Below are 25,941 nucleotides of genomic sequence, written 5' to 3'. Positions count from 1 at the left end.
CGCGCCCCGCCCCCGACCGGCCCCATGGACTCGGCGCGGCATCGCGGGGCGTGTGCGCCCGTCGCGAAACCGCGCGCCGGAAAGCCCGTGCCGCGCTGCCGCAAAGGCCGCCGGCACGAACCCGTGTGATACATTTCAACGTCAGTCTGCAAAACTACCATATCGCCGCCCGTCCGCCGCATGTCCGACCGTCAGGAATCCGCCGTAGCTGCGCCCGAAGCGGGACCTCCGAAGCACGATCATCCGGTCCTGCGTCGCGTGTTCAGGGTGACGCTGGCAGTCGGGATCGGCACCTACTTCGTCGCGTCCGGCGCGTTCCTCGGGCTGCGCTACGTGCTGCTGCCCCGCATCGACGAATTCCGCCCGCGCATCGAGCGCGCGGTGTCCGACAAGCTCCACGCGCAGCTTTCGATCGGCAAGCTTTCCCCGAACTGGTCCGGCATGCAGCCGGGCGTCGAACTCACGAACCTCACGATCCGCGGCCGCGACGGCAAGGTCGCGCTGTCGGTGCCGCATGCGACGGCCGCGCTGTCGTGGATGTCGCTGCTGCGGTTGTCGCCCGCGCTGTCGAGCCTGATCGTCGACCAGCCCGACCTGGTCGTCGCGCGTGCGGCCGACGGCTCGCTGAGCGTCGCGGGCGTCGGCGTGGCAACCACCCACGGCGGCAACGACACGTTCGGCACGTGGCTGCTGAAGCAGGAGGCGATCGTGCTGCGCGGCGGCACGCTGCGCTGGCGCGACGCGCAGCATGACGCGCCGGAACTCGTGCTGTCGGGCATCCGGCTCGCGGTGCTCAACGACGGCCGGGTACACAAGGCCGCGCTGCAGGCGCCCGCGAACGGCACGCTGCTGCTCGGCCCGCTCGATTTCCGCGCGCGCTTCAAGCACAAGCCGCTCGCACCGGTGGGCAAGCCGTCGAACTGGACGGGCGACGCGTACCTGTCGACGGGCCCGGTCGACCTGCAGACGCTGGCGCGCTACCTCGACGTGCCGCTCACGATCCACGCGGGCCGGATCGACAACGCGATCTGGGCAACCTTCAGCGACGGCCACCTGCATTCGGCTGGCGGCGACCTGCAAGGCGCGGACGTCGCGCTGCGCGTGCGCCCGACGCAGCCGCGGCTCGACGTGCCGACGGTCGGCTTCGGCTGGGACATGCAGCTCGACGCCGGCCACGACTACACGCTGCACCTGACGCGCTTCAACGCGGAGCTCGGCCAGCCAGCGCTGCCGGACGGCACGCCGCTCGCCCGCTCGCTCGCGCTGTCGACGCTGACGGCCCGCTACCGCGTGCCGACCGCGAGCCAGGGGCAGTTGTTGAGCGTCGTCGGCGACCGCGTCGATCTCGGCATCCTGAGCGAGTTCATTCGCGGGCTGCCGCTGCCGGCGCGCCTGCGCAACGAGCTGATCAAGATCGACCCGCGCGGCATGGTGTCGAACTATCACATCGAGGTCGAGCGCGCGAAACCCGCGCACCCGGACCTCGCCGACGAGGAGCGGCGCATGGGCGCCGCGCCGATCGTCCGCTATCGCTTCCTCGGCGACCTGCAAGGCATCAGCTTCGCCGCGCAGGAGCCGCCGCCCGGGCTCTCGCCGCGCGGCCACCCGCGCGCCGGCTGGCCGGGTGTCGAGAACCTGTGGGGCCGCGTCGATGCGAACGAGACGGGCGGCTCCGCGCATTTCGACACGGTCAACGCAGCCGTCACGGTGCCCGGCGAATTCGACGAACCGCGCCTGACGTTCAACCGGCTGCGCGGCAACGCCAGATGGACGATCACGCCCGCGCCCGGCGAGAAACACGCGCGCGTCGACGTGTCGCTGCCCGACCTGCTCGTATCGAACCCCGACGCCGAAATCGCGGTGTCCGGTTCGTACACGAACCCCGGCCACGGCCGAGGCTCGCTCGACCTGCGCGCCGATTTCGCGCGCGCGTCGGTGGCGCGCATTCCGCGCTACCTGCCGACCGGGATGTCCGAGCACCTGCGCGACTACCTCGGCCACGCGCTGCAGGCCGGCCAGGTGACCAAGGGCGCGTCGATCGTCGCCCGCGGCCCGCTCGAGAAATTCCCGTTCGAACACGAGCCCGACGCCGGCGTGTTCCACATCGTCGCGCCGTTCACCGGCGGCCGCTTCGAACCGACGCCGTACCCGCCGCGCAAGCTCGCGAACGGCACGCCGAGCGTCTGGCCGGCGCTGGACGGGATCGACGGCGTGTTCGAGCTCGCGCAGAACAAGCTGCGCTTCGACATCGACCGCGCGCACTACAAGCGCGTCGCGCTGACGAAGGTCGCGGGCCGCATCGACGATCTCGGCAATCCGACCCACTCGCCGCTCATCATCGACGGCCATGCGCAGGGCCCGCTCGCCGACCTGATCGACTATGCGGACAACAGCTCGCTCGGCACGATGAGCGGGCATATCGGCCAGCGAATCGATGCGCAGGGGCCCGCGTCGCTCGCGCTCAAGATCACGATTCCGCAGCACGTCGCGCATCCGCACACGCACGTCGAAGGCGCGCTCGCGTTCGGCGGCAATACGCTGACGACCAGCGGCGTGCCGCCGCTGTCGGCACTGCGCGGCAGTGTCCGGTTCACCGAGGCCGGCGCGTCGCTGCACGACCTGTCGGGGCGCTTTCTCGGCGGCCCGGTTCGCGCGAACGGCAATTTCCAGTCGCACGGCCCGTACACGGTGGACGTCGACGGCCGGCTCGCGCTCGACGCCGCGCGCGGCCTGAACCTGCACGGCCCGGCGGCCGCGCTGCTCGAGCACGTGGTGGGCGACGCACCGTACAAGGTCGCCGTGCGCGGTGCGCCCGGCCGCCTGCCCGACATCAACGCGCATTCCGACCTGACCGGCGTCGCGCTGAACTTCCCCGCGCCGTTCGCAAAGGCGGCCGGCACGCCGATGCCGTTCAGCTTCACGCTGCAGCCGGCGCCGCAGGCGGACGGCAAGCGCCTCGAGCACGCCGACCTGACGCTCGGCCCCGTGTCTGCGACCTACCTGCTCGACGCGACGCGCGGCCAGCCGCTGCGCGCGGTGCGCGGCGCGATGGGCATCCACCGGATGCCCGACATGCCGCAGGACGGCGTGAGCGCGGCCGTCGACGTCAACGAACTGGACGCCGACGCGTGGCTCGCGCTTGCCCATACGCTGAAGTCCGACACGCCGCGCGCGCCGGAGCCGCAGGCCGCGCCACGTGTCGATTTCGCGAGCTTCGCGCCGAAGCGCTTCGCGTTCCATTTCGGCACGCTGAAGCTGCTCAAGCGCAACTGGGAAAACGTGATCGTCGGCGCGTCGCACATCGACGAGCTCTGGCAGGCGAATATCGCGTCGAACCAGGTGTCGGGGTACCTGTCGTGGGCGCCGGGCGGCGGCCACAACGGCGCGGGCGTGCTGAACGCGCGGCTCGCGAAGCTCGTGATCCCGGACAGCGCGCAGCACGACCTCGTCGGCCGCGCGATGAACCTGCCGACGCCGACCGACCGCCCGATGCCGTCGATCGACCTGATCGTCGACCAGGTCGTCGCGCGCAACCATGACATCGGCCGCCTCGTCGTCAACGCGCGCAACATCGACGAAGCCGGCACACCGGTCTGGCAGCTCGACAAGCTCGAGCTGTCGAACCCGGCTGCGAAGCTGACGGCAACCGGCAACTGGCGCACGTCGCGCCGCGCGCTCGCCGGCGGCGCCGACGAAAACGATGCACCGCGCCGCACGGTATTCGACTTCAAGCTCGACATCGACAACGCGGGCGCGCTGCTCGACCGCGTCGGCCTGCCGCGCACGCTTGCGGACGGCCATGGCACGGTCACGGGCAAGGTCGGCTGGCGCGGCGGCCCGACCGCGCTCGACTTCCCGTCGCTCGGCGGCCAGGTTGCGCTCGACCTCGAGCACGGGCAGATCCTGAAGGTCGATCCCGGCGCGGCGAAACTCCTCGGCGTGCTGAGCCTGCAGAGCCTCGCGCGCTTCCTGACGCTGAACTTCCGCGACGTGGTCGGCAAGGGGCTGCCGTTCGACAAGATCACCGGCACCGGCCGGATCTCGAACGGCATCGCGCGCACCGACGATTTCTCGATGATGACGGGGCCCGCGAACGTCACCGTGCGCGGCGCGGTCGATCTCGGCACCGAGACGCAGGACCTGCATGCGCACGTCGCGCCGAAAATCAGCGCGGGCGCAGCCGCGATCGGGGCGGCAGTCATCAATCCGCTGCTCGGCATCGGCGTGCTGGCCGCGAACTACGCGCTGTCGGAGACGCTGTCGCACGCGTTCGCGCTCGACTACGCGATCACCGGCTCGTGGGCGCACCCGCACATCGAGCGAGTGAGGGGCGATCAGGGTAAGATGAATCACGGCTCGGCCGATGCGGTGAACCATTGAGCCGCACGCCGAACCGCGCAAGGTGCCGGGCCGCACCCCATTTATGACGCAACCGATCCTGCGATGACTGACCCTACCCGTTCCGCCACGCCCTTCCAGGTCGCCGCGCTGCAGATGGTGAGCACGCCGGACGTCGCGCGCAATCTCGCCGAAGCGCGCCGCCTGATCGCGGAGGCCGCCGGCGAAGGCGCGCAGCTCGTGCAGCTGCCCGAGTATTTCTGCTTCATGGGCCACCGCGATACCGACAAGCTCGCGCTCGCCGAACCCTACCAGGACGGCCCGATCCAGCGTTTCCTCGCGGACGCCGCGCGCCGCCACCGCATCTGGGTGATCGGCGGCACGCTGCCGCTGAAGGCGCCGGAGCCCGATCGCGTGCTCAACACGACGCTCGTGTTCGATCCGTCCGGCAACGAAGCCGCGCGCTACGACAAGATCCACCTGTTCAACTTCGAGAAAGGCGACGAGTCGTTCGACGAGGCGCGCACGATCCGCGCGGGCGATACGGTCGTCACGTTCGACGCGCCGTTCGGGCGGGTCGGCCTGTCGGTCTGTTACGATCTCCGCTTTCCGGAGCTGTATCGCAGGATGGGCGACTGCACGCTGATCGTCGTACCGTCGGCGTTTACGTATACGACGGGCCGCGCGCACTGGGAAACGCTGCTGCGCGCACGGGCCATCGAGAACCAGTGCTACGTGCTCGCGGCCGCGCAAGGCGGCAAGCACGAGAACGGCCGGCGCACCTGGGGCCACAGCATGCTGATCGACCCGTGGGGCGAGATCGTCGCGGTGCGCGACGTGGGCGCAAGCGTCGTGCTCGGCGCGATCGATCCGCAGCGCATCGCCGACGTGCGCCAGAGCCTGCCCGCGTGGCGGCACCGCGTGCTGACCTGAATCCGGCCGCGCCGCTTGAAACGCCGCGCGGCCAACCCATCTGCCCAGCAGCACCCGACAACTTTTTGAGAAACCCCGATATCCGCATGAACATCATCGAACCCGGCATCCGCAACCTCGCGCTGGCGAAGGACATCCTGCTCACGCCGTACGGCCTCGACGAAAGCCTGCTCACGCGCACGATCGCCGACATCTTCACGCATCGCGTCGACTACGCCGACCTGTACTTCCAGGCGACCCGCAGCGAGGCGTGGAGCCTCGAGGAAGGCATCGTGAAGTCGGGCAGCTTCAGCATCGACCAGGGCGTCGGCGTGCGCGCGGTCGCGGGCGACCGCACCGCGTTCGCGTACTCGGACGACCTGTCGCCGGAAGCCATCGCGCAGGCGGCCGCGGCCACCAAGGCGATCGCGGCGGCCGGCGGCGGCCGTCAGAAGATCAAGGCGGCGACCTCGCTGACGGGCATCTCGGGCCGCGACCTGTACCTGCCGTCCGATCCGCTCGCGTCGCTCGACGCGACGGCCAAGGTCAAGCTGCTCGAGCGCATCGAGCAGATGGCGCGCGGCCGCGACCCGCGCATCACGCAGGTGATGGCGGGCCTCGCCGGCGAATACGACGTCGTGCTCGTCGCACGCAGCGACGGCGCGCTCGCGGCCGACATCCGCCCGCTCGTGCGCGTGTCGGTCACGGTGATCGCCGAGCAGAACGGCCGCCGCGAGATCGGTTCGGGCGGCGGCGGCGGCCGCTTCGACTACGGCTACTTCACCGATGAAGTGCTGTCGCGCTACGTCGACGACGCCGTGCATGCGGCGCTCGTCAACCTCGACGCCCGCCCCGCCCCGGCCGGCGCAATGACGGTCGTGCTCGGGCCGGGCTGGCCGGGCGTGCTGCTGCACGAGGCGATCGGCCACGGCCTCGAGGGCGATTTCAACCGCAAGGGTTCGTCGGCGTTCGCCGGCCGGCTCGGCGAGCGGGTCGCCGCGAAGGGCGTGACCGTCGTCGACGACGGCACGCTGCCGAACCGCCGCGGCTCGTTGAACATCGACGACGAAGGCAACCCGACGCAGTGCACGACGCTGATCGAGGACGGCATCCTGAAGGGCTACATCCAGGACACGCTGAACGCACGCCTGATGAAGATGCCGGTCACGGGCAACGCGCGGCGCGAATCGTACGCGGCGCTGCCGATGCCGCGCATGACCAACACGTACATGCTGAACGGCGACAAGGATCCGCAGGAAATCATCGCGTCGGTGAAGAACGGCCTGTACGCGGTGAATTTCGGCGGCGGCCAGGTCGACATCACGAACGGCAAGTTCGTGTTCTCGGCGTCCGAGGCGTACATGATCGAGAACGGCAAGATCACCTACCCGGTGAAGGGCGCGACGCTGATCGGCAGCGGCCCCGAATCGCTGAAGGACGTAAGCATGATCGGCAACGACATGTCGCTCGACACGGGTGTCGGCGTGTGCGGCAAGGAAGGCCAGAGCGTGCCGGTCGGCGTCGGCCAGCCGACCCTGCGGATCGACAGGATGACGGTCGGCGGTACGGCATAACCGCATCGCGGCGCAGACATTCCGCGCATTTTGAAGAAAACGCGCGGAATGTCCGCATTTTTGACGTTTCCCGGTTGCCAGCCGCTCGGCGACGGGGTATAAATTCCGAATCAACTTTTTTGACGAACCGAATCTCTGTCATGTCCGCCAAGTTTTACTTTTACTTTTTTTGGCATCTCAGACCGCTGGCGGATCGAGAGGGTTGATGGCGCGTAAAGCGCAACCGAAATTCCCGAAAAAACCGCCGGCGAACCCGGCGGTTTTTTTTCGCCCTTCGCCACCCGGTCGCCGCCGCAGCGGTCCCGCGGCCCCGACCGAAACCACTGAATCGCTTGAATTGATGAATCTGCCGCACGCGCACTCGCACTGACCGAACGGCGCCCGGAACCAAGGAGAAACAGCATGCCCCCGCACAACACCGACGACGTCCGCATTCGCGAACTCAAGGAACTGACGCCGCCCGCCCACCTGATCCGCGAATTCGCGTGCTCCGAAGCCGCGTCCGAGCTGATCTACAACTCGCGCCAGTCGATGCACCGCATCCTGCACGGGATGGACGACCGGTTGATCGTCGTGGTCGGGCCGTGCTCGATCCACGACACGAAGGCGGCGATCGAGTACGCGGGCCGGCTCGTGAAGGAGCGCGAGCGCTTCAAGGGCGAGCTGGAAATCGTGATGCGCGTGTACTTCGAGAAGCCGCGCACGACGGTCGGCTGGAAGGGCCTCATCAACGATCCGCACCTCGACAACAGCTTCAAGATCAACGAAGGGCTGCGCACCGCGCGCGAGTTGCTGCTGCAGATCAACGAAATGGGGCTGCCGGCCGCGACCGAATACCTCGACATGATCAGCCCGCAGTACATCGCCGACCTGATCTCGTGGGGCGCGATCGGCGCGCGCACGACCGAGTCGCAGGTGCACCGCGAGCTCGCGTCGGGGCTGTCGTGCCCGGTCGGCTTCAAGAACGGCACCGACGGCAACGTGAAGATCGCGGTCGATGCGATCAAGGCCGCGTCGCAGCCGCACCATTTCCTGTCGGTGACGAAGGGCGGCCATTCGGCGATCGTGTCGACGGCAGGCAACGAGGACTGCCACGTGATCCTGCGCGGCGGCAAGGCGCCGAACTACGACGCGGACAGCGTGAACGCCGCCTGCGCGGACATCGGCAAGGCCGGCCTTGCCGCGCGCCTGATGATCGACGCGAGCCACGCGAACAGCTCGAAGAAGCACGAGAACCAGATCCCCGTCTGTGCCGACATCGGCCGCCAGATCGCGGCCGGCGACGCCCGCATCGTCGGCGTGATGATCGAATCGCATCTCGTCGAGGGGCGCCAGGACCTGAAGGAAGGCTGCGAACTGACCTACGGCCAGAGCATCACCGACGCGTGCATCGCGTGGGACGACAGCGTGAAGGTGCTCGAAGGCCTCGCGGAATCGGTGAAGGCGCGCCGCGTCACGCGCGGCAGCGGCAACTGACGGACGCAAGCATGCTGGCCGCATGACCCCGCCTGCCGGCGGGTTGGCCATGCGGCCAGCATGCAGAAGTATGGCGCTATCACGCCACGCTGATGCTGCGCGCCTGAACGCCATATGCGCACAACAAGAAAGCCCGGCTCGCGCCGGGCTTTTTCATTGGCCGGAGACACGCCGCCGGTACATCACTCGAGCGCGCCCGACCCGAAGATTTCGGTGTTCACGCGTTCCGGCGCGACGCCGAGCGCGATGAGCGCGTCACGCTGCGCCTTCATGAAGGCGATCGGGCCGCAGATGTAGTAGTCGGCGTCCGGCACCAGCGCGTATTGCTGCACGCGCTCCGGCGTGAGGCGCCCTTCCAGGTCGTAGTCGATGCCGGCGCGATCGTTCGGACCGACCAGTTCGTACAGCACCGTGCGCTTGACGTTCGCATGCTCGCGCACCGTATCGTTCAGCCAGTCGCGGAACGCGTGCACTGCGCCCGAGCGGCAGGCGTGGACGAACCGCACTTCGCGCTTGCTGCCCTCGGCAATCAGCGTCGACGCCATCGACATCATCGGCGTGATGCCGACGCCGCCGGAGATCAGCACGACCGGCGTCTCGACGCCGCGCTTCAGCGAGAATTCGCCCATCGGCGCAGTCACCTCGACGATCGCACCCGCTTCCACGCCGTCGTGCATCAGCGTCGACACCTTGCCGGCCGGAATGACTTCCGGCTTGCCGGCCTCGCGCTTCACCGAGATGCGCAGCCACTTGCCGTGCGGCGCGTCGGACAGGCTGTACTGGCGCGGCTGGTCGACACCGAGGTCGCCGACGAAGCGCTTCACCGTGACGTATTGGCCGGGCTCGAACGTCGGCGCCGCGCCGCCGTCGGCCGGCGTCAGGTAGAACGACGTGATCTCGTCGCTTTCGCGCACCTTGCGCTCGACCTTGAACGGACGGAACCCGCTCCACGCGGCGCCCGCGTACAGGTCGGCCTCGACCCCGATCAGGATCTGCGCGAGCTGGCCGTACGCGATGCGCCACGCCTCGAGCGTGTCGGCATCGACCGCGTCGCCCAGCACTTCGACGATCGACGCAAGCAGGTTCTCGCCGACGATCGGGTAATGCTCGGGGCGGATGTTCAGGCTCGCGTGCTTGTGCGCAATCCTGGTGACGGCGCCGCCCAGCGCGCCGAGGTTGTCGATGTTCGCCGCATACGCGTAGACGGCCTTTGCGAGCGTCTCCGGCTGGCTGCCCGTCTTCTGGTGCGTCTGGTTGAACAGGTTCTTCAGTTCCGGATGCCGCGCGAACATACGCTGGTAGAAGTGCTTCGTGATCGTCGCGCCGTGCACGGCGAGCACAGGGGCAGTGGCCTTCACGCGAGCCATCTGGTCAGCGGTGATGTGGGTCATGTTCGTTCTCCGTTAAACATGCAAATATGATACATGTTTAAAAATCGATGACCCTCGGGCAAATTGTCGCAGTGCGACAAAGGGGGCGAAGCGTCAGCGGACGCGGCCGCGCTCCCACAGCACGTCCGATCCGCCGTCGGTGCGGTTCAGCACGCGCGCCAGCACGAACAGCAGGTCCGACAGCCGGTTCACGTAGCGCCGCGGCGCATCGTTGAGCGTTTCGGTGCGCCCGAGCGCGACGATCGAGCGCTCCGCGCGGCGGCACACGGTGCGGCACACGTGCGCGAGCGACGCCGCACGCGAGCCGGCCGGCAGGATGAATTCCTTCAGCGGCGGCAGCGTCGCGTTGTAGTCGGCGAGCCAGCGGTCGAGACGCGCGAGATGCGTGTCGTCGAGCACCGTATGGCCAGGAATGCACAATTCGCCCCCGAGATCGAACAGGTCGTGCTGGATCGTCACGAGTGCCGTGCGGATATCGTCCGGCAGCGTTTCGGCGAGCAGCACGCCGAGGTTCGAGTTCAGTTCGTCGACGTCGCCGATCGCGGCGATCCGCGTGTCGTCCTTGCCGATGCGCCGGCCGTCGCCGAGGCCGGTGGTGCCATCGTCGCCCGTGCGCGTGGCGATCTTGCTCAAGCGGTTGCCCATGCGGATGTCCTCTCGTGCGCGGCCGCGACGCGGCCCGGTTGCGTTCGAACGCGATTATCGCAGCCCGCGGCGGCAGGCGCAGCGGGCGTTACAGCGTAGAATGGGCCGAAACCCTGCAGCACGGGAGCCGGGCCGGCGCCAACGCGCTCCCCGGATCGACAAGGAGACGTACGTGAATCACCCTGCCCCGCCGGCCGCCACGCGCCGCCCCCTTCCCCCCGCCATGCTCGATGCGCTGCGCGCCGCCTTCGGCGAGCGCGTGTCGACCGCCGACGCCGTCCGCGCCCACCACGGCCGCGACGAATCGCCGTTCGACCCGCAACTGCCTGACGCCGTCGTGTTCGCGCACAGCGCGGACGACGTGCGCGAAGTCGTGTCGCTGTGCTCGCTGTACAGCGTCCCGCTGATCCCGTACGGCGCCGGCTCGTCGCTCGAAGGCCACCTGCTCGCGGTGCGCGGCGGCGTATCGCTCGACCTGTCGGAAATGAACCGCGTGCTGTCGATCAACGCCGAAGACCTGACCGTGACGGTCGAGCCGGGCATCACGCGCAAGGCGCTCAACGAAGCGCTGCGCGACACCGGCCTGTTCTTCCCGATCGACCCGGGTGCCGACGCCAGCATCGGCGGGATGACCGCGACCCGTGCATCGGGCACCAATGCCGTGCGCTACGGCACGATGCGCGAGAACGTGCTCGGCCTGAGCGCCGTGCTCGCCGACGGCCGCGTGGTGAAAACCGGCTCGCGCGCCCGCAAGTCGTCGGCCGGCTACGACCTCACGCGCCTGTTCGTCGGCTCCGAAGGCACGCTCGGCGTGATCACCGAGATCACGCTGCGCCTGCATCCGCTGCCCGAAGCCGTGTCGGCCGCGATCTGCACGTTCCCGTCGATGGGCGACGCGGTGCGCACCGTGATCGAGACGATCCAGATCGGCGTGCCGATTGCGCGCGTCGAATTCGTCGACGCGCTCGCCGTGCGCTCGATCAACCGCCATTCGAACCTGACGCTGACCGAAGCGCCGACGCTGTTCTTCGAGTTCCACGGCACCGAGGCCGGCGTGAAGGAACAGGCCGAGCTCGTGCAGGCGCTCGCCGGCCAGAACAACGGCCAGGGCTTCGAGTGGGCAACCCGCCCCGAAGACCGCAGCCGGCTCTGGGCCGCCCGCCACAACGCGTATTTCGCGATGCTGCAGCTGAAACCCGGCTGCCGCGCGGTGACGACCGACGTGTGCGTACCGATCTCGCAGCTCGCCGCATGCGTCGAGGAAACCGAGGTCGACCTGCGCGCGTCGTCGCTGCCCTGCCCGATCGTCGGCCACGTCGGCGACGGCAATTTCCACGTCGCGATCCTGATCGACCCCGACAAGCCCGAGGAAATCGCCGAAGCCGAGCACATCAACGACCGGATCGTCGAACGCGCGCTGCGCCTCGGCGGCACCTGCACGGGCGAGCACGGCGTCGGGCTGCACAAGATGCGCTTCCTGCCGAAGGAGCACGGCGACAACGCGATCGATACGATGCGTGCGATCAAGCTCGCGCTCGATCCGCGCAACCTGATGAATCCGGGCAAGATATTCACGTGCTGACACGGCGGCGCGATGCCGCGCCGCCCGCTGCAGGAGACCCAATGAACGCTCCCGTCGAACTGTCGAGCGCGGCACGCGCGCAGCGCCAGCGTGAAGTCGTGCAGGCGCTGATGGCCGTGCTGCCGACGCACTGCCTGCTGTACCGCGACGAAGACACGGCACCGTACGAATGCGACGGCCTGTCCGCGTACCGCCGCCTGCCGCTCGCGGTCGCGCTACCCGAAACGGAATCGCAGGTGCAGCGGATCGTGCAGATCTGCCGCCGCATGGAGGTGCCGATCGTGCCGCGCGGTGCGGGCACGAGCCTGTCGGGCGGCGCGTTGCCGATCGCGCTCGGCGTCGTGCTGTCGCTGGCGCGCTTCACGCGCATCGTCGAAGTCGATCCCTACGCGCGCACGGCGACCGTGCAGCCCGGCGTGCGCAACCTCGCGATCTCGGAAGCCGCCGCGCCGTACGGCCTGTATTACGCGCCCGATCCGTCGTCGCAGATCGCATGCACGATCGGCGGCAACGTCGCGGAAAATTCCGGCGGCGTCCACTGCCTGAAATACGGGCTGACCGTGCACAACGTGATGCGGGTGCGCGCGGTGACGATCGACGGCGAGATCGTCGAGTTCGGCTCGCTCGCGCTCGACATGCCGGGCCTCGACCTGCTCGCCGTGATGATCGGCAGCGAAGGGATGTTCGCGATCGTCACCGAGGTCACGGTGAAGCTGATCCCGAAGCCGCAAACGGCCCAGCTCGTGATGGCGAGCTTCGACGACGTCGTCAAGGGCGGCGAGGCCGTCGCGGCGATCATCGCGTCGGGGATCATCCCGGCCGGGCTCGAAATGATGGACAAGCCGGCCACGCAGGCCGTCGAGGCGTTCACGCACGCGGGCTACGATCTCGAGGCGAAGGCGATCCTGCTGTGCGAATCGGACGGCACGCCGGAAGAAGTCGCGGAAGAGATCGTCCGGATGACGGCCGTGCTGCGCGAGCATGGCGCGACGCGCATCCAGGTTTCGCGCAACGAACACGAGCGGCTGCGCTTCTGGTCGGGCCGCAAGAACGCGTTCCCGGCCGCCGGCCGGATTTCCGCCGACTACTACTGCATGGACGGCACCGTGCCGCGCCGCGCGATCGGCCCGCTGCTCGCGCGCATCGAACAGCTCGAAACGCGCTACGGGCTGCGCTGCATCAACGTGTTCCACGCAGGCGACGGCAACATGCATCCGCTGATCCTGTACAACGCGAACGATCCGGACGAACTGCACCGCGCCGAACAGTTCGGCGCGGAAATCCTCGAATGCTGCGTGGAATTCGGCGGCAGCGTGACGGGGGAGCACGGCGTCGGCATCGAGAAGCTCAATTCGATGTGCGTGCAGTTCTCGCCGCAGGAGCGCGATGCGTTCTTCGCGGTCAAGCGCGCATTCGATCCGGCGGGGCTGCTGAACCCGGACAAGGGCATCCCGACCCGCGCGCGCTGCGCCGAGTACGGTCGCCAGCACGTGCGCGGCGGGCTGCTGCCGCACCCCGACCTGCCGCGCTTCTGAGCGTCGCGCGCGGTACGCCGGCCCGTGCCGGCGGCCGGGTCGCGGCGGACGGCCATGCCGGCGCGGCCCGTTCGCACGGCAGCGCAGGCATGCGGTCTTCAATACGGGGCTTAGGGATAGTCGCGATGTGGATTCGCGCCACCCCGGTACAATCGACCGAACAACAAGTCGAGGCAGCAACAGAACATGGAAGAGGACGACATCGTCGCCGGATGGGCCGAGCGCATTCGCGCCGCCAGTGCCGACGGCCGGCCGCTGCGGATTCGCGGCGGCGGCACCAAGGACTGGTACGGCCAGGCGCTCGAGGGCGAAATACTCGACACACGCGCGTTTCAGGGCATCGTGTCGTACGACCCGGCCGAGCTCGTCGTCACGGTCCGTGCGGGCACGCCGCTCGCGCAGCTTGAAACCGTCCTCGCCGAGTGCGGCCAGATGCTACCGTTCGAGCCGCCGCACTTCGGCCGCACGGCTACCGTCGGCGGCTGCGTCGCGGCCGGCCTCGCGGGCCCGCGGCGCGCCACCTGCGGCGCGCCGCGCGATTTCGTGCTCGGCGTCACGCTGATGAACGGCCGAGGCGAAATGCTGCGCTTCGGCGGCCAGGTCGTGAAGAACGTCGCCGGCTACGACGTGTCGCGGCTGATGGCCGGCGCGCTCGGCACGCTCGGGCTGATGCTCGACCTGTCGATCAAGGTGCTGCCGATGCCCGTCGCCGAAGTCACGCTGAAGTTCGAGATGACCGCGACCGACGCGGTGCGCAAGCTCAACGAATGGGGCGGCCATCCGCTGCCCGTCAGCGCGAGCGGGTGGCGCAACGGCACGCTCGTGCTGCGCCTGTCGGGCGCCGAAGCGGCCGTGAAATCCGCGAAAACGCTGCTCGGCGGCGAAGTCGTCGACGCGGTCGAGGCCGAGCGCTTCTGGGCCGGCCTGCGCGAGCATACCGACCCGTTCTTCAACGGCATCCCGCCCGGCTATGCGTTGTGGCGCCTCGCGCTGCCGTCGATCACCGAACCGATGCACCTGCCCGGCACCCAGCTGATGGAATGGGGGGGCGCGCAGCGCTGGTGGATCACCGACGCCGACGCGCAGACCGTGCGGATGAGCGCGAAGCAGGCCGGCGGCCACGCGACGCTGTTCCGCGCGGGCGACGCGTACGACCGCAGCGCGGGCGTGTTCACGCCGCTCCCCGCCCCGATGATGAAAATCCACCGCGGGCTGAAGGCCGCGTTCGATCCCGCGCGCATCTTCAACCGCGGCCGGCTCTATCCTGATCTCTGAGGGATCGATGCAAACGAACCTCGCCGATTTCATCCGCAATACGCCCGACGGCGACGAAGCCGACGCGATATTGCGCAAGTGCGTGCATTGCGGGTTCTGTACCGCGACCTGCCCGACCTACCAGTTGCTCGGCGACGAACTCGACGGCCCGCGCGGCCGTATCTACCTGATCAAGCAGATGGTCGAAGGCGCGCCCGTCACGCGCAGCACGCAGCAGCACCTCGACCGCTGCCTGACGTGCCGCAGCTGCGAGACGACCTGCCCGTCGGGCGTCCAGTACGGCCGGCTCGTCGAGATCGGCCGCAAGCACGTCGAGGCGCAGGTGCAGCGTCCCGTGCAACAGCGGCTCGTGCGCCGCATGCTCGCGAGCCTCGTGCCGAATGCCGCGCTGTTCTCGCCGGTGATGCGGCTCGGCCAGCACGTGCGTCCGCTGCTGCCGAAGCGGCTGCGCGACAAGGTGCCGCCGCGCACGCGGCTGCTCGAATGGCCGCACCAAACGCATACGCGCAAGATGCTGATGCTCGGCGGCTGCGTACAGCCGTCGATGCTGCCGAACATCAACATCGCGACCGCGCGCGTGCTGGACGCACTCGGCATCGAGACGGTCGTCGCGCCCGACGCGGGCTGCTGCGGCGCGATCCGCCTGCACCTGAACTATCACGACGAAGCGCTCGACGACGCGCGCCGCAACATCGACGCGTGGTGGCCCCACGTCGAACAGGGCGTCGAGGCGATCGTGATGAACGCATCGGGCTGCGGCGCGACGGTGCTCGAATACGCGCACCTGTTGCGCGACGATCCGGCCTACGCGGAGAAGGCGCAGCGCATCGTGTCGCTGACGCGCGACATCTCCGACGTGCTGCTCGCGTTCGAGGCCGAGCTCGCGACACTCGCGCGGCGCCGCGCGATCCATACGGTCGCGTACCACCCGCCGTGCACGCTGCAGCACGGCCAGCAGTCGCGCGGCAAGGTCGAACGCCTGCTCGAGACGCTCGGCATCGACGTGCGGCTGCCGGCCGACAGCCATCTGTGCTGCGGCTCGGCCGGCACCTATTCGCTGACGCAGCCGTCGCTGTCGTACCGGTTGCGCAAGCAGAAGCTGCTGAAGCTGCAGGCGCTCGAACCGCAGATGATCGTCTCCGGCAACGTCGGCTGCATCGCGCACCTGCAGAGCGGCACGCAGATTCCCGTCGCCCACTGGATCCAGCTCGTCGAGCATCTGCTGTACGGCTAGCGCCCGTTCATGCGAATGACGGGCGGGCGCTGGGCCTCGCGCGCGGCGTCCGTATAATGGGCGGATCGATGCGTCGCGTGCTGCGGCGCATCCGCTAGATGCCTGCTTCCGTGCCTGCTTCCGTGCCCGTCATGTCCGATCTCGCCGCCCGCCTCGAATCCGTCCATCGCCGCATCGCCGACGCCGCACGCACGGCCGGCCGCGATCCCGCCACCGTGTCGTTGCTCGCCGTGTCCAAAACGTTTCCCGCCGACGACGTGCGCGCCGCGCATGCGGCCGGGCAGCGTGCCTTCGGCGAAAACTACGTGCAGGAATCGATCGACAAGATCGACGCGCTCGCCGACCTGCGTGCGAGCCTCGAATGGCATTTCATCGGGCCGCTGCAATCGAACAAGACGCGCCCGGTTGCCGAACGCTTCGACTGGGTCCATTCGGTCGACCGGCTGAAGATCGCGCAGCGCCTGTCGGAACAACGCCCCGCGCACCTGCCGCCGCTCAACGTGTGCGTGCAGGTGAACATCAGCGGCGAGGCGTCGAAGAGCGGCGTCGCGCCGGCCGACGTGGCCGAGGTCGCGCGCGCGGTCGCCGCACTGCCGTCGCTGCGGCTGCGCGGCCTGATGGCGATTCCCGAACCGGCCGGCGACACCGACGCGCAGCGCGTGCCGCATCGTGCGCTGCGCGCACTGTTCGACGCGCTGCGCGCCGACGGCCTGCCGCTCGACACGTTGTCGATGGGCATGTCCGCCGATCTCGACGCGGCCGTGCTCGAAGGCGCGACGATCGTGCGCGTCGGCACTGCGATCTTCGGCGCGCGCGATTACTCGCACTGAACACCGCACCCTTTACGCCCTACCGTTCACTCACTCGCTCAATCGGACATCATGAAAATCGCATTCATCGGCGGCGGCAACATGGCCGCGGCCCTGATCGGCGGCCTGATCAAGCGCGGCGTTGCCGCTGACGGCCTGTATGCCATCGACGTCAACGAAGCAGCGCGCGCGCACGCCGCTCAGCAGTTCGGCGTGCGCACCGGCGCAGCCATCGACGCGACGCTCGCCGACTACGACGCGGTCGTGCTCGCAGTGAAGCCGCAGGTGCTGAAGGACGTCGCGCAGGCGCTCGCGCCGCACCTGAAGTCGCAGCTCGTGATCAGCATCGCGGCCGGCATCCGCGGCAGCGATCTCGCGCGCTGGCTCGGCGACTACGCCCGCGTCGTGCGCACGATGCCGAACACGCCTGCGCTCGTCGGCATGGGCGTCACGGGCCTCGCCGCGTTGCCGGGCGTCGATGCGGCGGGCCGCGAACTCGCATCGAACGTGCTCGGCGCGGTCGGCGAAATCGTATGGTTCGACGACGAATCGAAGCTCGACGCTGTCACCGCGATCTCGGGCAGCGGCCCGGCCTACGTGTTCTATTTCATCGAAGCGCTGCAGGAGGCCGCGCGCCAGCTCGGCATGACCGACGAACAGGGCCGTGCGCTCGCGGTCGCGACGTTCACCGGCGCCGCGCAACTCGCCGCGCAATCGGGCGAGCCGGCGAGCGTGCTGCGCGAGCGCGTGACGTCGAAGGGCGGCACCACGGCCGCCGCGCTCGCGTCGTTCGACGCGCAGGGCGTGAAGGATGCGATCGTGCGCGGTGCGCTTGCGGCCGAAGCACGCGCGAAGGAAATGGGCGACGAACTCGGCCGCGCGTAAGCGCGCTCGCAGTGCCGGCTCCGCGCTCGCCGCGCTGCACGCGCCGGGCGCCCTGCCCCGCTGCGCTGATTGGCGCGAACGACAAAAAAGCGGCCCAGGCCGCTTTTTTGTTGGTGCCGCGTGCCGCACGGCTTACCGCCTGCGGTGGACGGATCGCGAACCTCAGCTCCCTGCCAGCAGGTAATGCGCGGCGATCCCGGCGAACAGCACGCCGCCGAGCCAGTTGTTGTGCCGGAACGCCGCGAAGCACGGCATCCGTTCGCGGCCCTTGATCAGCGTGTAGTGATACAGCGCGCAGCCAACCGCCGCCGCCCAGCCGGCCCAGTACGCGAGCCCGAAGCCGCGCGTCACGCTGATCCACACGTAGATGCCGAGCGTCGCCGCGTAGCACAGCATGACGGCCGCGACGTCGAAGCGGCCGAACGTCAGCGCGGACGTGCGGATCCCGATCTTGATGTCGTCGTCGCGATCGACCATCGCGTATTCGGTGTCGTATGCGACCGACCAGAAAATGTTCGCGACCAGCATCACCCACGCGATCGTCGGCACCGTGTCCTGCACGGCCGCGAACGCCATCGGAATGCCGAAACCGAATGCGATGCCGAGATACGCCTGCGGAATCGCGAAGAAGCGCTTCATGAACGGATACGAGCCCGCGACGAACAGCGCGACGACGGACAGCTCCTTCGTCAGCGTGTTGAGCGGCAGGATCAGCAGGAACGAGATGAATGCGAGCCCGACGGCGATCGCAATGGCTTCCCACGCGCGGATCTTGCCCGACGTCAGCGGCCGGTCGGCCGTGCGCTTCACGTGGCGGTCGAAATCGCGGTCGGCGTAGTCGTTCATCGCGCACCCGGCCGAGCGCATCAGCAGCGTGCCGAGCGAGAAGATCACGAGCAGCGGCCAGCGCGGATGGCCGTCGGACGCGATCCACAGCGCGTTGAGCGTCGGCCACAGCAGCAGCAGGCTGCCGATCGGCTTGTCCATCCGGACGAGCCGCAGATACAGGGGAAAGCGGGCAAGCATGGCGAAGCACCGGGAAGATAACCCCGGCATTTTAGAGCCGAGCGGTGCCTCGCGTCATGTCGGCGCGGCCCGTGGCCGGCCGCTGCCGGACGCCAGCACGCTGCCGGCGCCCGCCGCACATGGCCGAGCCACGAAGCGCATCAATCAAGGGACAGAGCAAGCGCACGCGCGGATCCATCCAGCGCACCGGCCCGGGTACGGCCCGGCGCGGGCGGATCAATCAGGGCCGGCGCCGGTATGCGCGGGCGTCAGCCAGTCTGCTGAACATCGCACGCCTACGCGAGCAGCGAGCGCAGCATCCACGCGGTTTTTTCATGAATTTGCAGACGCTGCGTCAGCAGGTCGGCGGTCGGCTCGTCGCTGGCCGTATCGGCAAGCGGGAAGATCGCGCGCGCGGTACGCACAACGGCCTCGTGCCCCTCGACGAGCTGGCGGATCATGTCTTCCGCGATCTTCGTGCGGTCCTTGTCGCTGATGCCGATGTTGATCTCGGCAGCGCGAGTCTTCCTGGACATGTTCCGGACTCCTTATTCAATGAACCAGAGCAATGAAAGCGAATCGGGCGACCTGCCTGTCGACACCGCACTACCCGCACGCACGGCTCGCCACGACGTGTGGCGCGTGAAACGCCGCGCTCAGGCGGCCGCGATCGCGTGCAGCGCCTGCGACACCAGTTCGGCCGCACCGCCGATGACGATCGCGAATCCGACTACGTACCGCGCGATCTCGGCCGGCGTCGCCATGGCGGCGCGCATGTTCAGCATCATTTGCGTCATGATCGTCACTCCTTCAACGAAACCCGGGGTCAGGAAGAAACGGCCGGCCAACCGGCCGGCCGTTTCCCGTTACTGCATCACCGCACTACTGCACGGCGACGCTCAAGCGAGGTCGAAGCGGTCGAGGTTCATCACCTTGTTCCAGGCCGCGACGAAGTCGCGCGCGAACTTCTCCTTCGCATCCGCGCTGCCGTACACCTCGGCCAGCGCACGCAGCTGCGCATGCGAGCCGAAGATCAGGTCGACGCGCGAGCCGGTCCACTTGACCTTGCCCGTCGCACGATCGCGCCCTTCGAACACATCGTTCGCGGCCGACACCGGCTTCCATTCCGTGCCCATGTCGAGCAGGTTCACGAAGAAGTCGTTCGTCAGCGCTTCCGGACGATCGGTGAACACGCCCTGCTTCGCATCGCCGGCGTTCGCACCGAGCACGCGCAGGCCGCCGACGAGCACCGTCATCTCGGGCGCGCTCAGCGTCAGCAGTTGCGCCTTGTCGACCAGCAGCGCCTCGGCCGGCGTCTTGTATGCGTGCTTCAGGAAGTTGCGGAAGCCGTCCGCGACCGGCTCGAGCACGGCCATCGCTTCGATATCGGTCTCTTCCTGCGACGCATCCGCACGGCCCGGTGCGAACGGCACCGTCACCGCGACGCCCGCGTTCTTCGCGGCCTGCTCGACGCCGGCCGCACCGGCCAGCACGATCAGGTCGGCGAGCGACACCTTCTTGCCGCCCGTCTGCGCATCGTTGAACGCCTTCTGCACGCCTTCGAGCGTCGCGAGCACCTTCGCGAGTTCAGCCGGGCGGTTCACTTCCCAGTCCTTCTGCGGCGCCAGGCGGATACGCGCACCGTTCGCGCCGCCGCGCTTGTCCGAACCGCGGAACGTCGCAGCCGACGCCCATGCGGTCGACACGAGCTGCGACACCGACAGGCCCGATGCAAGCACCTTCGCCTTCAGCGCCGCGACGTCGGCGTCGTCGACCAGCTTGTGGTCGACGGCCGGAATCGGGTCCTGCCACAGCAGATGCTCGGCCGGCACGTCCGGGCCGAGATAGCGGGCACGCGGGCCCATGTCGCGGTGCGTGAGCTTGAACCAGGCGCGCGCGAACGCGTCGGCGAACTCGGCCGGGTTCTCGTAGAAGCGGCGCGAGATCTTCTCGTAGGCCGGATCGAAACGCAGCGACAGGTCGGTCGTCAGCATCGTCGGGCGATGCTTCTTCGACGCGTCGTACGCATCCGGAATCACTTCGCCTGCGTCCTTCGCGACCCACTGGTGCGCGCCGGCCGGGCTCTTCGTGAGCTCCCACTCGTAGCTGAACAGGTGCTTGAAGAAGTCGTTGCTCCACTGCGTCGGCGTCGACGTCCACGTGACTTCGAGGCCGCTCGTGATCGCGTCCGCGCCCTTGCCCGTGCCGAACGTGCTCTTCCAGCCGAGACCCTGCTGCTCGAGGCCCGCGGCTTCCGGCTCGGCGCCGACGTTCGAGGCCGGGCCGGCGCCGTGCGTCTTGCCGAACGTATGGCCGCCCGCGATCAGCGCGACCGTCTCTTCGTCGTTCATCGCCATGCGTGCGAACGTCTCGCGGATATCATGCGCGGCGGCGACCGGGTCGGGGTTGCCGTCCGGGCCTTCCGGGTTCACGTAGATGAGGCCCATCTGCACCGCGGCCAGCGGGCTTTCGAGGTCGCGCTTGCCCGAGTAGCGGCTGTTCGGGCCGCCGCTCAGTTCCAGCCAGATCTTTTCCGAACCCCAGTACACGTCGTCCGGTTCCCACGTATCGACGCGGCCGCCGGCATAGCCGAAGGTCTTGAAGCCCATCGATTCGAGCGCGACGTTGCCGGTCAGGATCAGCAGGTCGGCCCACGAGATGTTGCGGCCGTACTTCTGCTTGATCGGCCACAGCAGCCGGCGCGCCTTGTCGAGGCTGACGTTGTCGGGCCAGCTGTTCAGCGGCGCGAAGCGCTGCTGCCCGCCGCCCGCGCCGCCGCGGCCGTCGGCCGTGCGGTACGTGCCGGCGCTGTGCCAGGCCATGCGGATGAACAGGCCGCCGTAGTGGCCGAAGTCGGCCGGCCACCAGTCCTGCGACGTCGTCATCAGCGCGTGCAGGTCCTGCTTCACCGCCGCGAGATCCAGCTTCTTGAACGCTTCGGCATAGTCGAAATCCTTGTCCATCGGATCGGACAGCGGCGAATGCCGGTGCAGGATATTCAGGTTGAGCTGATTCGGCCACCAGTCCTTGTTCGTCGTGCCGCCACCAGCGGTGTGGTTGAACGGGCACTTCGTTTCGTTCGACATGCGATTTCTCCTTGGCTTGCTCGTATGACTCCATCCGTTCGCCCCGGCGGCATGCCGGGCGGTTGGTGGAGTGTCATTGCGGGGATGGGAAACGGAACAGGTTGGTCCTCCTGTCGTACTACGGGATGTCGTGCGTGGCCTGCGGCGTGCGTTCCCGCTGCGATGCGCCGCAGGCGCAACGCTCCGGGGACCGGCTGCCGGCAAGCGTCGTGCCGGCAGCGCGGGCGGTGTTCCAGCTTTCGGACATACGATGCGCCCTCATGGCTTGGCGGCGGAAGAATCGGGGGAACACTGAACCGGCGCGCGGCGGTCTTCAGCCACCATACACACGGTCCGCCAGGTATGCGAACGCAATCGGACGCAGGCTGCGGACCGCCGCCCTGGCGCGATGTACGACCGCGTCACGCGACGGGATGTTCCGCTGCGCGTGCTGCAATACCGACCGCATCATGACATCCTCCTTTGGCGCTTGCATTCAACGTGCTGATCAACCGTCGACACGACGCCGATCCATGGTGAGGATTCTATATACGTCTATCGATTAATAGAATTTGATTAATTTCATCTATGCGATAGAGAAAAATAAACGGGGTCGCAAGGCCCCGTTCATCGTGCTGCCACACGCGCATGCTGCAGCGTGCTCAGTTCATCGTCGCCGGCATGTCGAGCTTCGCGACGCCCGGCAGATCGCACGCTGCAATCGCGTCGCTGATCGCGTCGATCGCGGGCATCCGCGTGAAGCTCTTGCGCCATACGAGCACCACGCGGCGGTCGGGCACCGGCTCGTTGAACGGCACGTACGACAGCAGTTCGGCATCGGGGCCGTTCGCGCGCGGGCCGACTTCGGCGACCGACATCCGCGGCAACACGGTGATGCCGACGCCGCTTGCGACCATGTGGCGGATCGTCTCGAGCGACGAGCCCTCGAAGGTCTTCTGGATGCCGTCGGCCGTCTGCGAGAAACGCATCAGCTCCGGGCACACGCCGAGCACGTGATCGCGGAAGCAGTGGCCGTTGCCGAGCAGCAGCATGGTTTCCTGCTTCAGGTCCTCGGCGTCGATCTCGTCGCGCTTCTCCCACGGATGGCCGGCCGGCAGCGCGACGACGAACGGCTCGTCGTACAGCGGGCGCACCATCAGGCCGGTTTCCGGAAACGGCAGCGCCATGATCGCGGCGTCGATCTCGCCCTGCTTCAGCAGTTCGAGCAGCTTGAGCGTGTAGTTTTCCTGCAGCATCAGCGGCATCTGCGGAACACGCTGGATCATCTGCTTGACGAGCGTCGGCAGCAGGTACGGCCCGATCGTGTAGATCACGCCAAGGCGGAACGGGCCGACCAGCGGATCCTTGCCCTGCTTCGCGATCTCCTTGATTGCGAAGGTCTGCTCGAGCACGCGCTGCGCCTGCGTGACGATCTGGTCGCCGATCGGCGTCACGCTCACTTCGCTCGCGCCGCGCTCGAAAATCTGCACGTTGAGCTCGTCTTCGAGCTTCTTGATCGCCACCGACAGCGTCGGCTGGCTCACGAAGCATGCTTCGGCCGCGCGGCCGAAATGCCGTTCGCGCGCGACCGCGACGATGTATTTCAATTCAGTCAGCGTCATTGTGGGTCAATCAGAGATATACAGGCGATAGGTTTAATTTATACACCCTGTGACACCGGTTCGCCAAGTTTCTCAGCACTGGAATGCGTCAAACGGCTGTTTTAAATCCGGCCCCAACCCGTGGATCAGGCCTTCAGGTACTGCTCCCGCGCGCCGAGCCAGCGCGCCAGATGCTGCGTCACGACCTCGGGATACGCGGCAATCAACCGCGTCGCGGCTTCGCGTGCCGGGTCGATCAGCCAGCCGTCGGTCTCGAGGTTCGCAAAGCGCAGCATCGCCGCGCCCGACTGGCGTGCGCCGAGGAATTCGCCGGGGCCGCGGATCTCGAGGTCGCGCCGTGCAATCTCGAAGCCGTCGGTCGTCTCGCGCATCGTCTTCAACCGCTCGCGGCCGGTCAGCGACAGCGGCCCCGTGTACAGCAGCACGCACACCGACGCCGCGGTGCCGCGCCCGACCCGGCCGCGCAACTGGTGCAGCTGCGCGAGGCCGAAGCGCTCCGCGTGCTCGATCACCATCAGCGACGCGTTCGGCACGTCGACGCCGACCTCGATCACGGTCGTCGCGACGAGCAGTTGCACGTCGTTGCGCGTGAACGCCTCCATCACGGCCGCCTTGTCGGCGGGCGACAGCCGGCCGTGCACGAGCCCGACCTTCAGCTCCGGGAGTGCCGCGGCCAGCGTCTCGTAAGTCTCGACGGCCGTCTGCAGCTGCAGCGTCTCGCTCTCCTCGATCAGCGGGCACACCCAGTACACCTGGCGCCCGGTCAGCGCGGCCTCGCGCACGCGGGCGATCACCTCCTCGCGCCGCGCGTCGCCGACGAGGCGCGTCAGCACGGGCGTGCGGCCGGGCGGCAGCTCGTCGATCGTCGAGACCTCGAGATCCGCGTAGTACGTCATCGCGAGCGTGCGCGGAATCGGCGTGGCCGACATCATCAACTGGTGCGGCTGGAAGTCGCGCGCGCCGTTGGCCGCATTCGCAGCCTTCGCACGCAGCGCGAGCCGCTGCTCGACGCCGAAACGGTGCTGCTCGTCGACGATCACGAGGCCGAGCCGCGCGAATTCGACCGTGTCCTGGATGATCGCGTGCGTGCCGATCACGAGTTGCGCGGTGCCGAGCGCGGCCGCCTCGATCGCCGCGCGCTTCTCCTTCGCCTTCAGGCTGCCCGCGAGCCACGCCACCGTGACGCCGAGCGGCTCGAGCCACGCGCGCAGCTTGCGCGCGTGCTGTTCCGCGAGGATTTCGGTGGGCGCCATCAGCGCGGCCTGGTAGCCCGCGTCGATCGCCTGCGTGGCGGCCAGCGCCGCGACGACGGTCTTGCCGCTGCCGACGTCGCCCTGCAGCAGGCGCTGCATCGGGTGCGCGAGCGTGAGGTCATTCGCGATTTCGTCGACGACGCGCGCCTGCGCGCCCGTCAGCGTGAACGGCAGCGCCCCGTAAAGCCGGGTCGTCAGTGCATCGGCATCGCTCGCGGTACGGCGCGGCATCGCGGGCGCCGCACGCGTGCGGCGCTCCTCGTGTGCGCGCTTGAGCGACAGCTGCTGCGCGAGCAGCTCCTCGAACTTGATGCGCGTCCACGCCGGATGCGAGCCGTCCATCAGTGCGGCTTCGTCGGAATCGACGCGCGGGTGGTGCAGGATGCGCACCGCCTGCTCGAGCGACGGCACGTCGAGCGGCTTCAGGTAGTCGCGCTGGATCTCGGGCGGCAGCAGCTCGGGCAGCGGCGTGCGCTCGACCGCGTTCTCGATCGCCTTGCGCAGATACGCCTGCGACACACCGGCCGTGCTCGGATATACGGGCGTGAGCACCTGCGGCAGCGGCGCATCGGCTTCGACCACGCGCACCGCCGGATGCACCATCTCCATCCCGAAGAAGCCGCCACGCACGTCGCCGCGCACGCGCAGCCGCTGGCCGACGGCCATCTGCTTGACCTGCGAGCCGTAGAAATTCAGGAAGCGCAGCACGAGGTGCTCGCCGTCGTCGTCCTGGATCTTCACGACCAGCTGGCGGCGCGGCCGGTACGCGACCTCGTTGTCGAACACGACGCCTTCGGTCTGCGCGATGCCGCCCGGCAGCAACTCGCCGATCGGCGTGAGCGTGGTTTCGTCCTCATAGCGCATCGGCAGATGCAGCACGAGATCGATCGAGCGCGTGAGGCCGAGCTTCGCGAGCTTGTCGACGGTCTTCACGGGCTTATCGGCGGCCGGCTTCTTCTTGCGCTTCGCGCCGGCCGCGCCCGCTGCGTCGCCCGCAGCAGCGCCATCGGCATCGGCATCGGCATCGGGCGCGGCGGCCGCAGGCTGCGCGAGCCTGCCGTCGGCACCGCGTTTCGGTCCGGCCCGGCGCGGCACGGCGCGCGCCGCGGAAGCACGCTCCTCCGCGCTTCGCGCGGGTAGCGCAACATCCTCCGCGTCGAACGGATCGGCGGAATCGGCAACGGCAGCGGAGGAACGGCGTGGTGACACAGGCATCGGATCGTCTGGGTGCTTCGCAAGGCAAGTACAATAGCGGCTTTCACGTCGTCCGAACGAACGACGCCGGCCAGGCCGCGCATCCCGTCATCATAGCGGCTCGCGCGCCCCATTTACGCGTTTCC

General features: G+C 68.5%; 18 protein-coding genes and 1 pseudogene. 10 read left to right on the top strand and 9 right to left on the bottom strand.

All coding sequences use genetic code 11. From position 1 onward, the window contains the following. Positions 1–180: 180 nt before the first annotated feature. The 3 genes from B7G54_RS26570 (at position 181) to tldD (ending at position 6,824) form a co-directional block, all read left to right on the top strand. Positions 181–4,380: a YhdP family protein gene (locus B7G54_RS26570; RefSeq protein ID WP_085041778.1), complete on the top strand. Its 4,200-nt coding sequence runs from the start codon at positions 181–183 to the stop codon at positions 4,378–4,380. Positions 4,381–4,443: 63 nt separating this feature from the next. Further along, positions 4,444–5,271 carry a carbon-nitrogen hydrolase family protein gene (locus B7G54_RS26565; RefSeq protein WP_085041777.1) on the top strand — a complete coding sequence of 276 codons (828 nt, stop codon included), beginning with the start codon at positions 4,444–4,446 and terminating at the stop codon, positions 5,269–5,271. 86 nt (positions 5,272–5,357) lie between these two features. Beyond that, on the top strand, positions 5,358–6,824 hold the full coding sequence (gene tldD / locus B7G54_RS26560) for a metalloprotease TldD (protein WP_085041776.1): 1,467 nt from the start codon (positions 5,358–5,360) through the stop codon (positions 6,822–6,824). Positions 6,825–6,934: 110 nt separating this feature from the next. Here tldD and B7G54_RS39180 read toward each other — a convergent pair whose 3' ends face one another. Continuing rightward, positions 6,935–7,228, bottom strand: coding sequence for a hypothetical protein (locus tag B7G54_RS39180; RefSeq protein ID WP_165765626.1), 294 nt, complete (start codon positions 7,226–7,228; stop codon positions 6,935–6,937). On the opposite strand from B7G54_RS39180, the gene aroG reads away from it, so the two are divergent. After that, positions 7,227–8,300, top strand: a complete 1,074-nt coding sequence (gene aroG / locus B7G54_RS26550; RefSeq protein ID WP_046544980.1) for a 3-deoxy-7-phosphoheptulonate synthase AroG — start codon at positions 7,227–7,229, stop codon at positions 8,298–8,300. The genes B7G54_RS39180 and aroG overlap by 2 nt on opposite strands. Before the next feature lie 182 nt (positions 8,301–8,482). Here aroG and hmpA read toward each other — a convergent pair whose 3' ends face one another. Both hmpA and B7G54_RS26540 read right to left on the bottom strand, forming a co-directional pair. Next, positions 8,483–9,691: an NO-inducible flavohemoprotein gene (hmpA, locus tag B7G54_RS26545; protein ID WP_085041775.1), complete on the bottom strand. Its 1,209-nt coding sequence runs from the start codon at positions 9,689–9,691 to the stop codon at positions 8,483–8,485. A 93-nt stretch (positions 9,692–9,784) separates the two neighbouring features. After that, positions 9,785–10,336, bottom strand: coding sequence for a cob(I)yrinic acid a,c-diamide adenosyltransferase (locus B7G54_RS26540; protein WP_048022312.1), 552 nt, complete (start codon positions 10,334–10,336; stop codon positions 9,785–9,787). 172 nt (positions 10,337–10,508) lie between these two features. Here B7G54_RS26540 and B7G54_RS26535 point away from each other — a divergent pair, with 172 nt between their 5' ends. The 6 genes from B7G54_RS26535 to proC all read left to right on the top strand — a co-directional run bounded on the left by B7G54_RS26535 (position 10,509) and on the right by proC (position 17,656). After that, a complete protein-coding gene (locus B7G54_RS26535; protein WP_085041774.1) occupies positions 10,509–11,918 on the top strand; it encodes an FAD-binding oxidoreductase in 1,410 nt (469 codons plus the stop codon). 41 nt (positions 11,919–11,959) lie between these two features. Further along, a complete protein-coding gene (locus tag B7G54_RS26530; RefSeq protein ID WP_011351007.1) occupies positions 11,960–13,453 on the top strand; it encodes an FAD-linked oxidase C-terminal domain-containing protein in 1,494 nt (497 codons plus the stop codon). A gap of 186 nt (positions 13,454–13,639) precedes the next feature. Continuing rightward, complete coding sequence (gene glcE, locus B7G54_RS26525) at positions 13,640–14,728, top strand: glycolate oxidase subunit GlcE (protein ID WP_085041773.1); 1,089 nt, start codon at positions 13,640–13,642, stop codon at positions 14,726–14,728. Between the two features lie 7 nt (positions 14,729–14,735). After that, the gene (gene glcF, locus B7G54_RS26520; protein WP_085041772.1) at positions 14,736–15,962 is read left to right on the top strand and encodes a glycolate oxidase subunit GlcF; all 1,227 of its coding nucleotides are present in this window, start codon (positions 14,736–14,738) and stop codon (positions 15,960–15,962) included. A gap of 131 nt (positions 15,963–16,093) precedes the next feature. Continuing rightward, positions 16,094–16,792: a YggS family pyridoxal phosphate-dependent enzyme gene (locus B7G54_RS26515; protein WP_085041771.1), complete on the top strand. Its 699-nt coding sequence runs from the start codon at positions 16,094–16,096 to the stop codon at positions 16,790–16,792. Positions 16,793–16,843: 51 nt separating this feature from the next. Beyond that, positions 16,844–17,656, top strand: coding sequence for a pyrroline-5-carboxylate reductase (gene proC / locus B7G54_RS26510; RefSeq protein WP_085041770.1), 813 nt, complete (start codon positions 16,844–16,846; stop codon positions 17,654–17,656). 162 nt (positions 17,657–17,818) lie between these two features. On the opposite strand, the gene ubiA is transcribed toward proC, so the two are convergent. The 6 genes and pseudogenes from ubiA to recG form a co-directional block, all read right to left on the bottom strand. Then, a complete protein-coding gene (gene ubiA / locus B7G54_RS26505) occupies positions 17,819–18,682 on the bottom strand; it encodes a 4-hydroxybenzoate octaprenyltransferase (protein WP_085041769.1) in 864 nt (287 codons plus the stop codon). Positions 18,683–18,957: 275 nt separating this feature from the next. Beyond that, positions 18,958–19,158: pseudogene (locus B7G54_RS26500) on the bottom strand (Dps family protein); the annotation flags it as partial. A gap of 159 nt (positions 19,159–19,317) precedes the next feature. Next, positions 19,318–19,458, bottom strand: coding sequence for a hypothetical protein (locus B7G54_RS39175; RefSeq protein ID WP_165765627.1), 141 nt, complete (start codon positions 19,456–19,458; stop codon positions 19,318–19,320). Between the two features lie 102 nt (positions 19,459–19,560). Further along, positions 19,561–21,747, bottom strand: a complete 2,187-nt coding sequence (katG, locus tag B7G54_RS26495) for a catalase/peroxidase HPI (RefSeq protein ID WP_085041768.1) — start codon at positions 21,745–21,747, stop codon at positions 19,561–19,563. Between the two features lie 641 nt (positions 21,748–22,388). Further along, positions 22,389–23,348, bottom strand: coding sequence for a LysR substrate-binding domain-containing protein (locus B7G54_RS26490; protein WP_006760053.1), 960 nt, complete (start codon positions 23,346–23,348; stop codon positions 22,389–22,391). A 125-nt stretch (positions 23,349–23,473) separates the two neighbouring features. Continuing rightward, a complete protein-coding gene (gene recG, locus B7G54_RS26485) occupies positions 23,474–25,816 on the bottom strand; it encodes an ATP-dependent DNA helicase RecG (RefSeq protein WP_085041767.1) in 2,343 nt (780 codons plus the stop codon). Between the last annotated feature and the right edge of the window lie 125 nt (positions 25,817–25,941).

The sequence above is a fragment of the Burkholderia puraquae genome, assembly GCF_002099195.1.
Taxonomy (GTDB): domain Bacteria; phylum Pseudomonadota; class Gammaproteobacteria; order Burkholderiales; family Burkholderiaceae; genus Burkholderia; species Burkholderia puraquae.
This window is presented reverse-complemented; position numbering and strand designations above follow the sequence as displayed.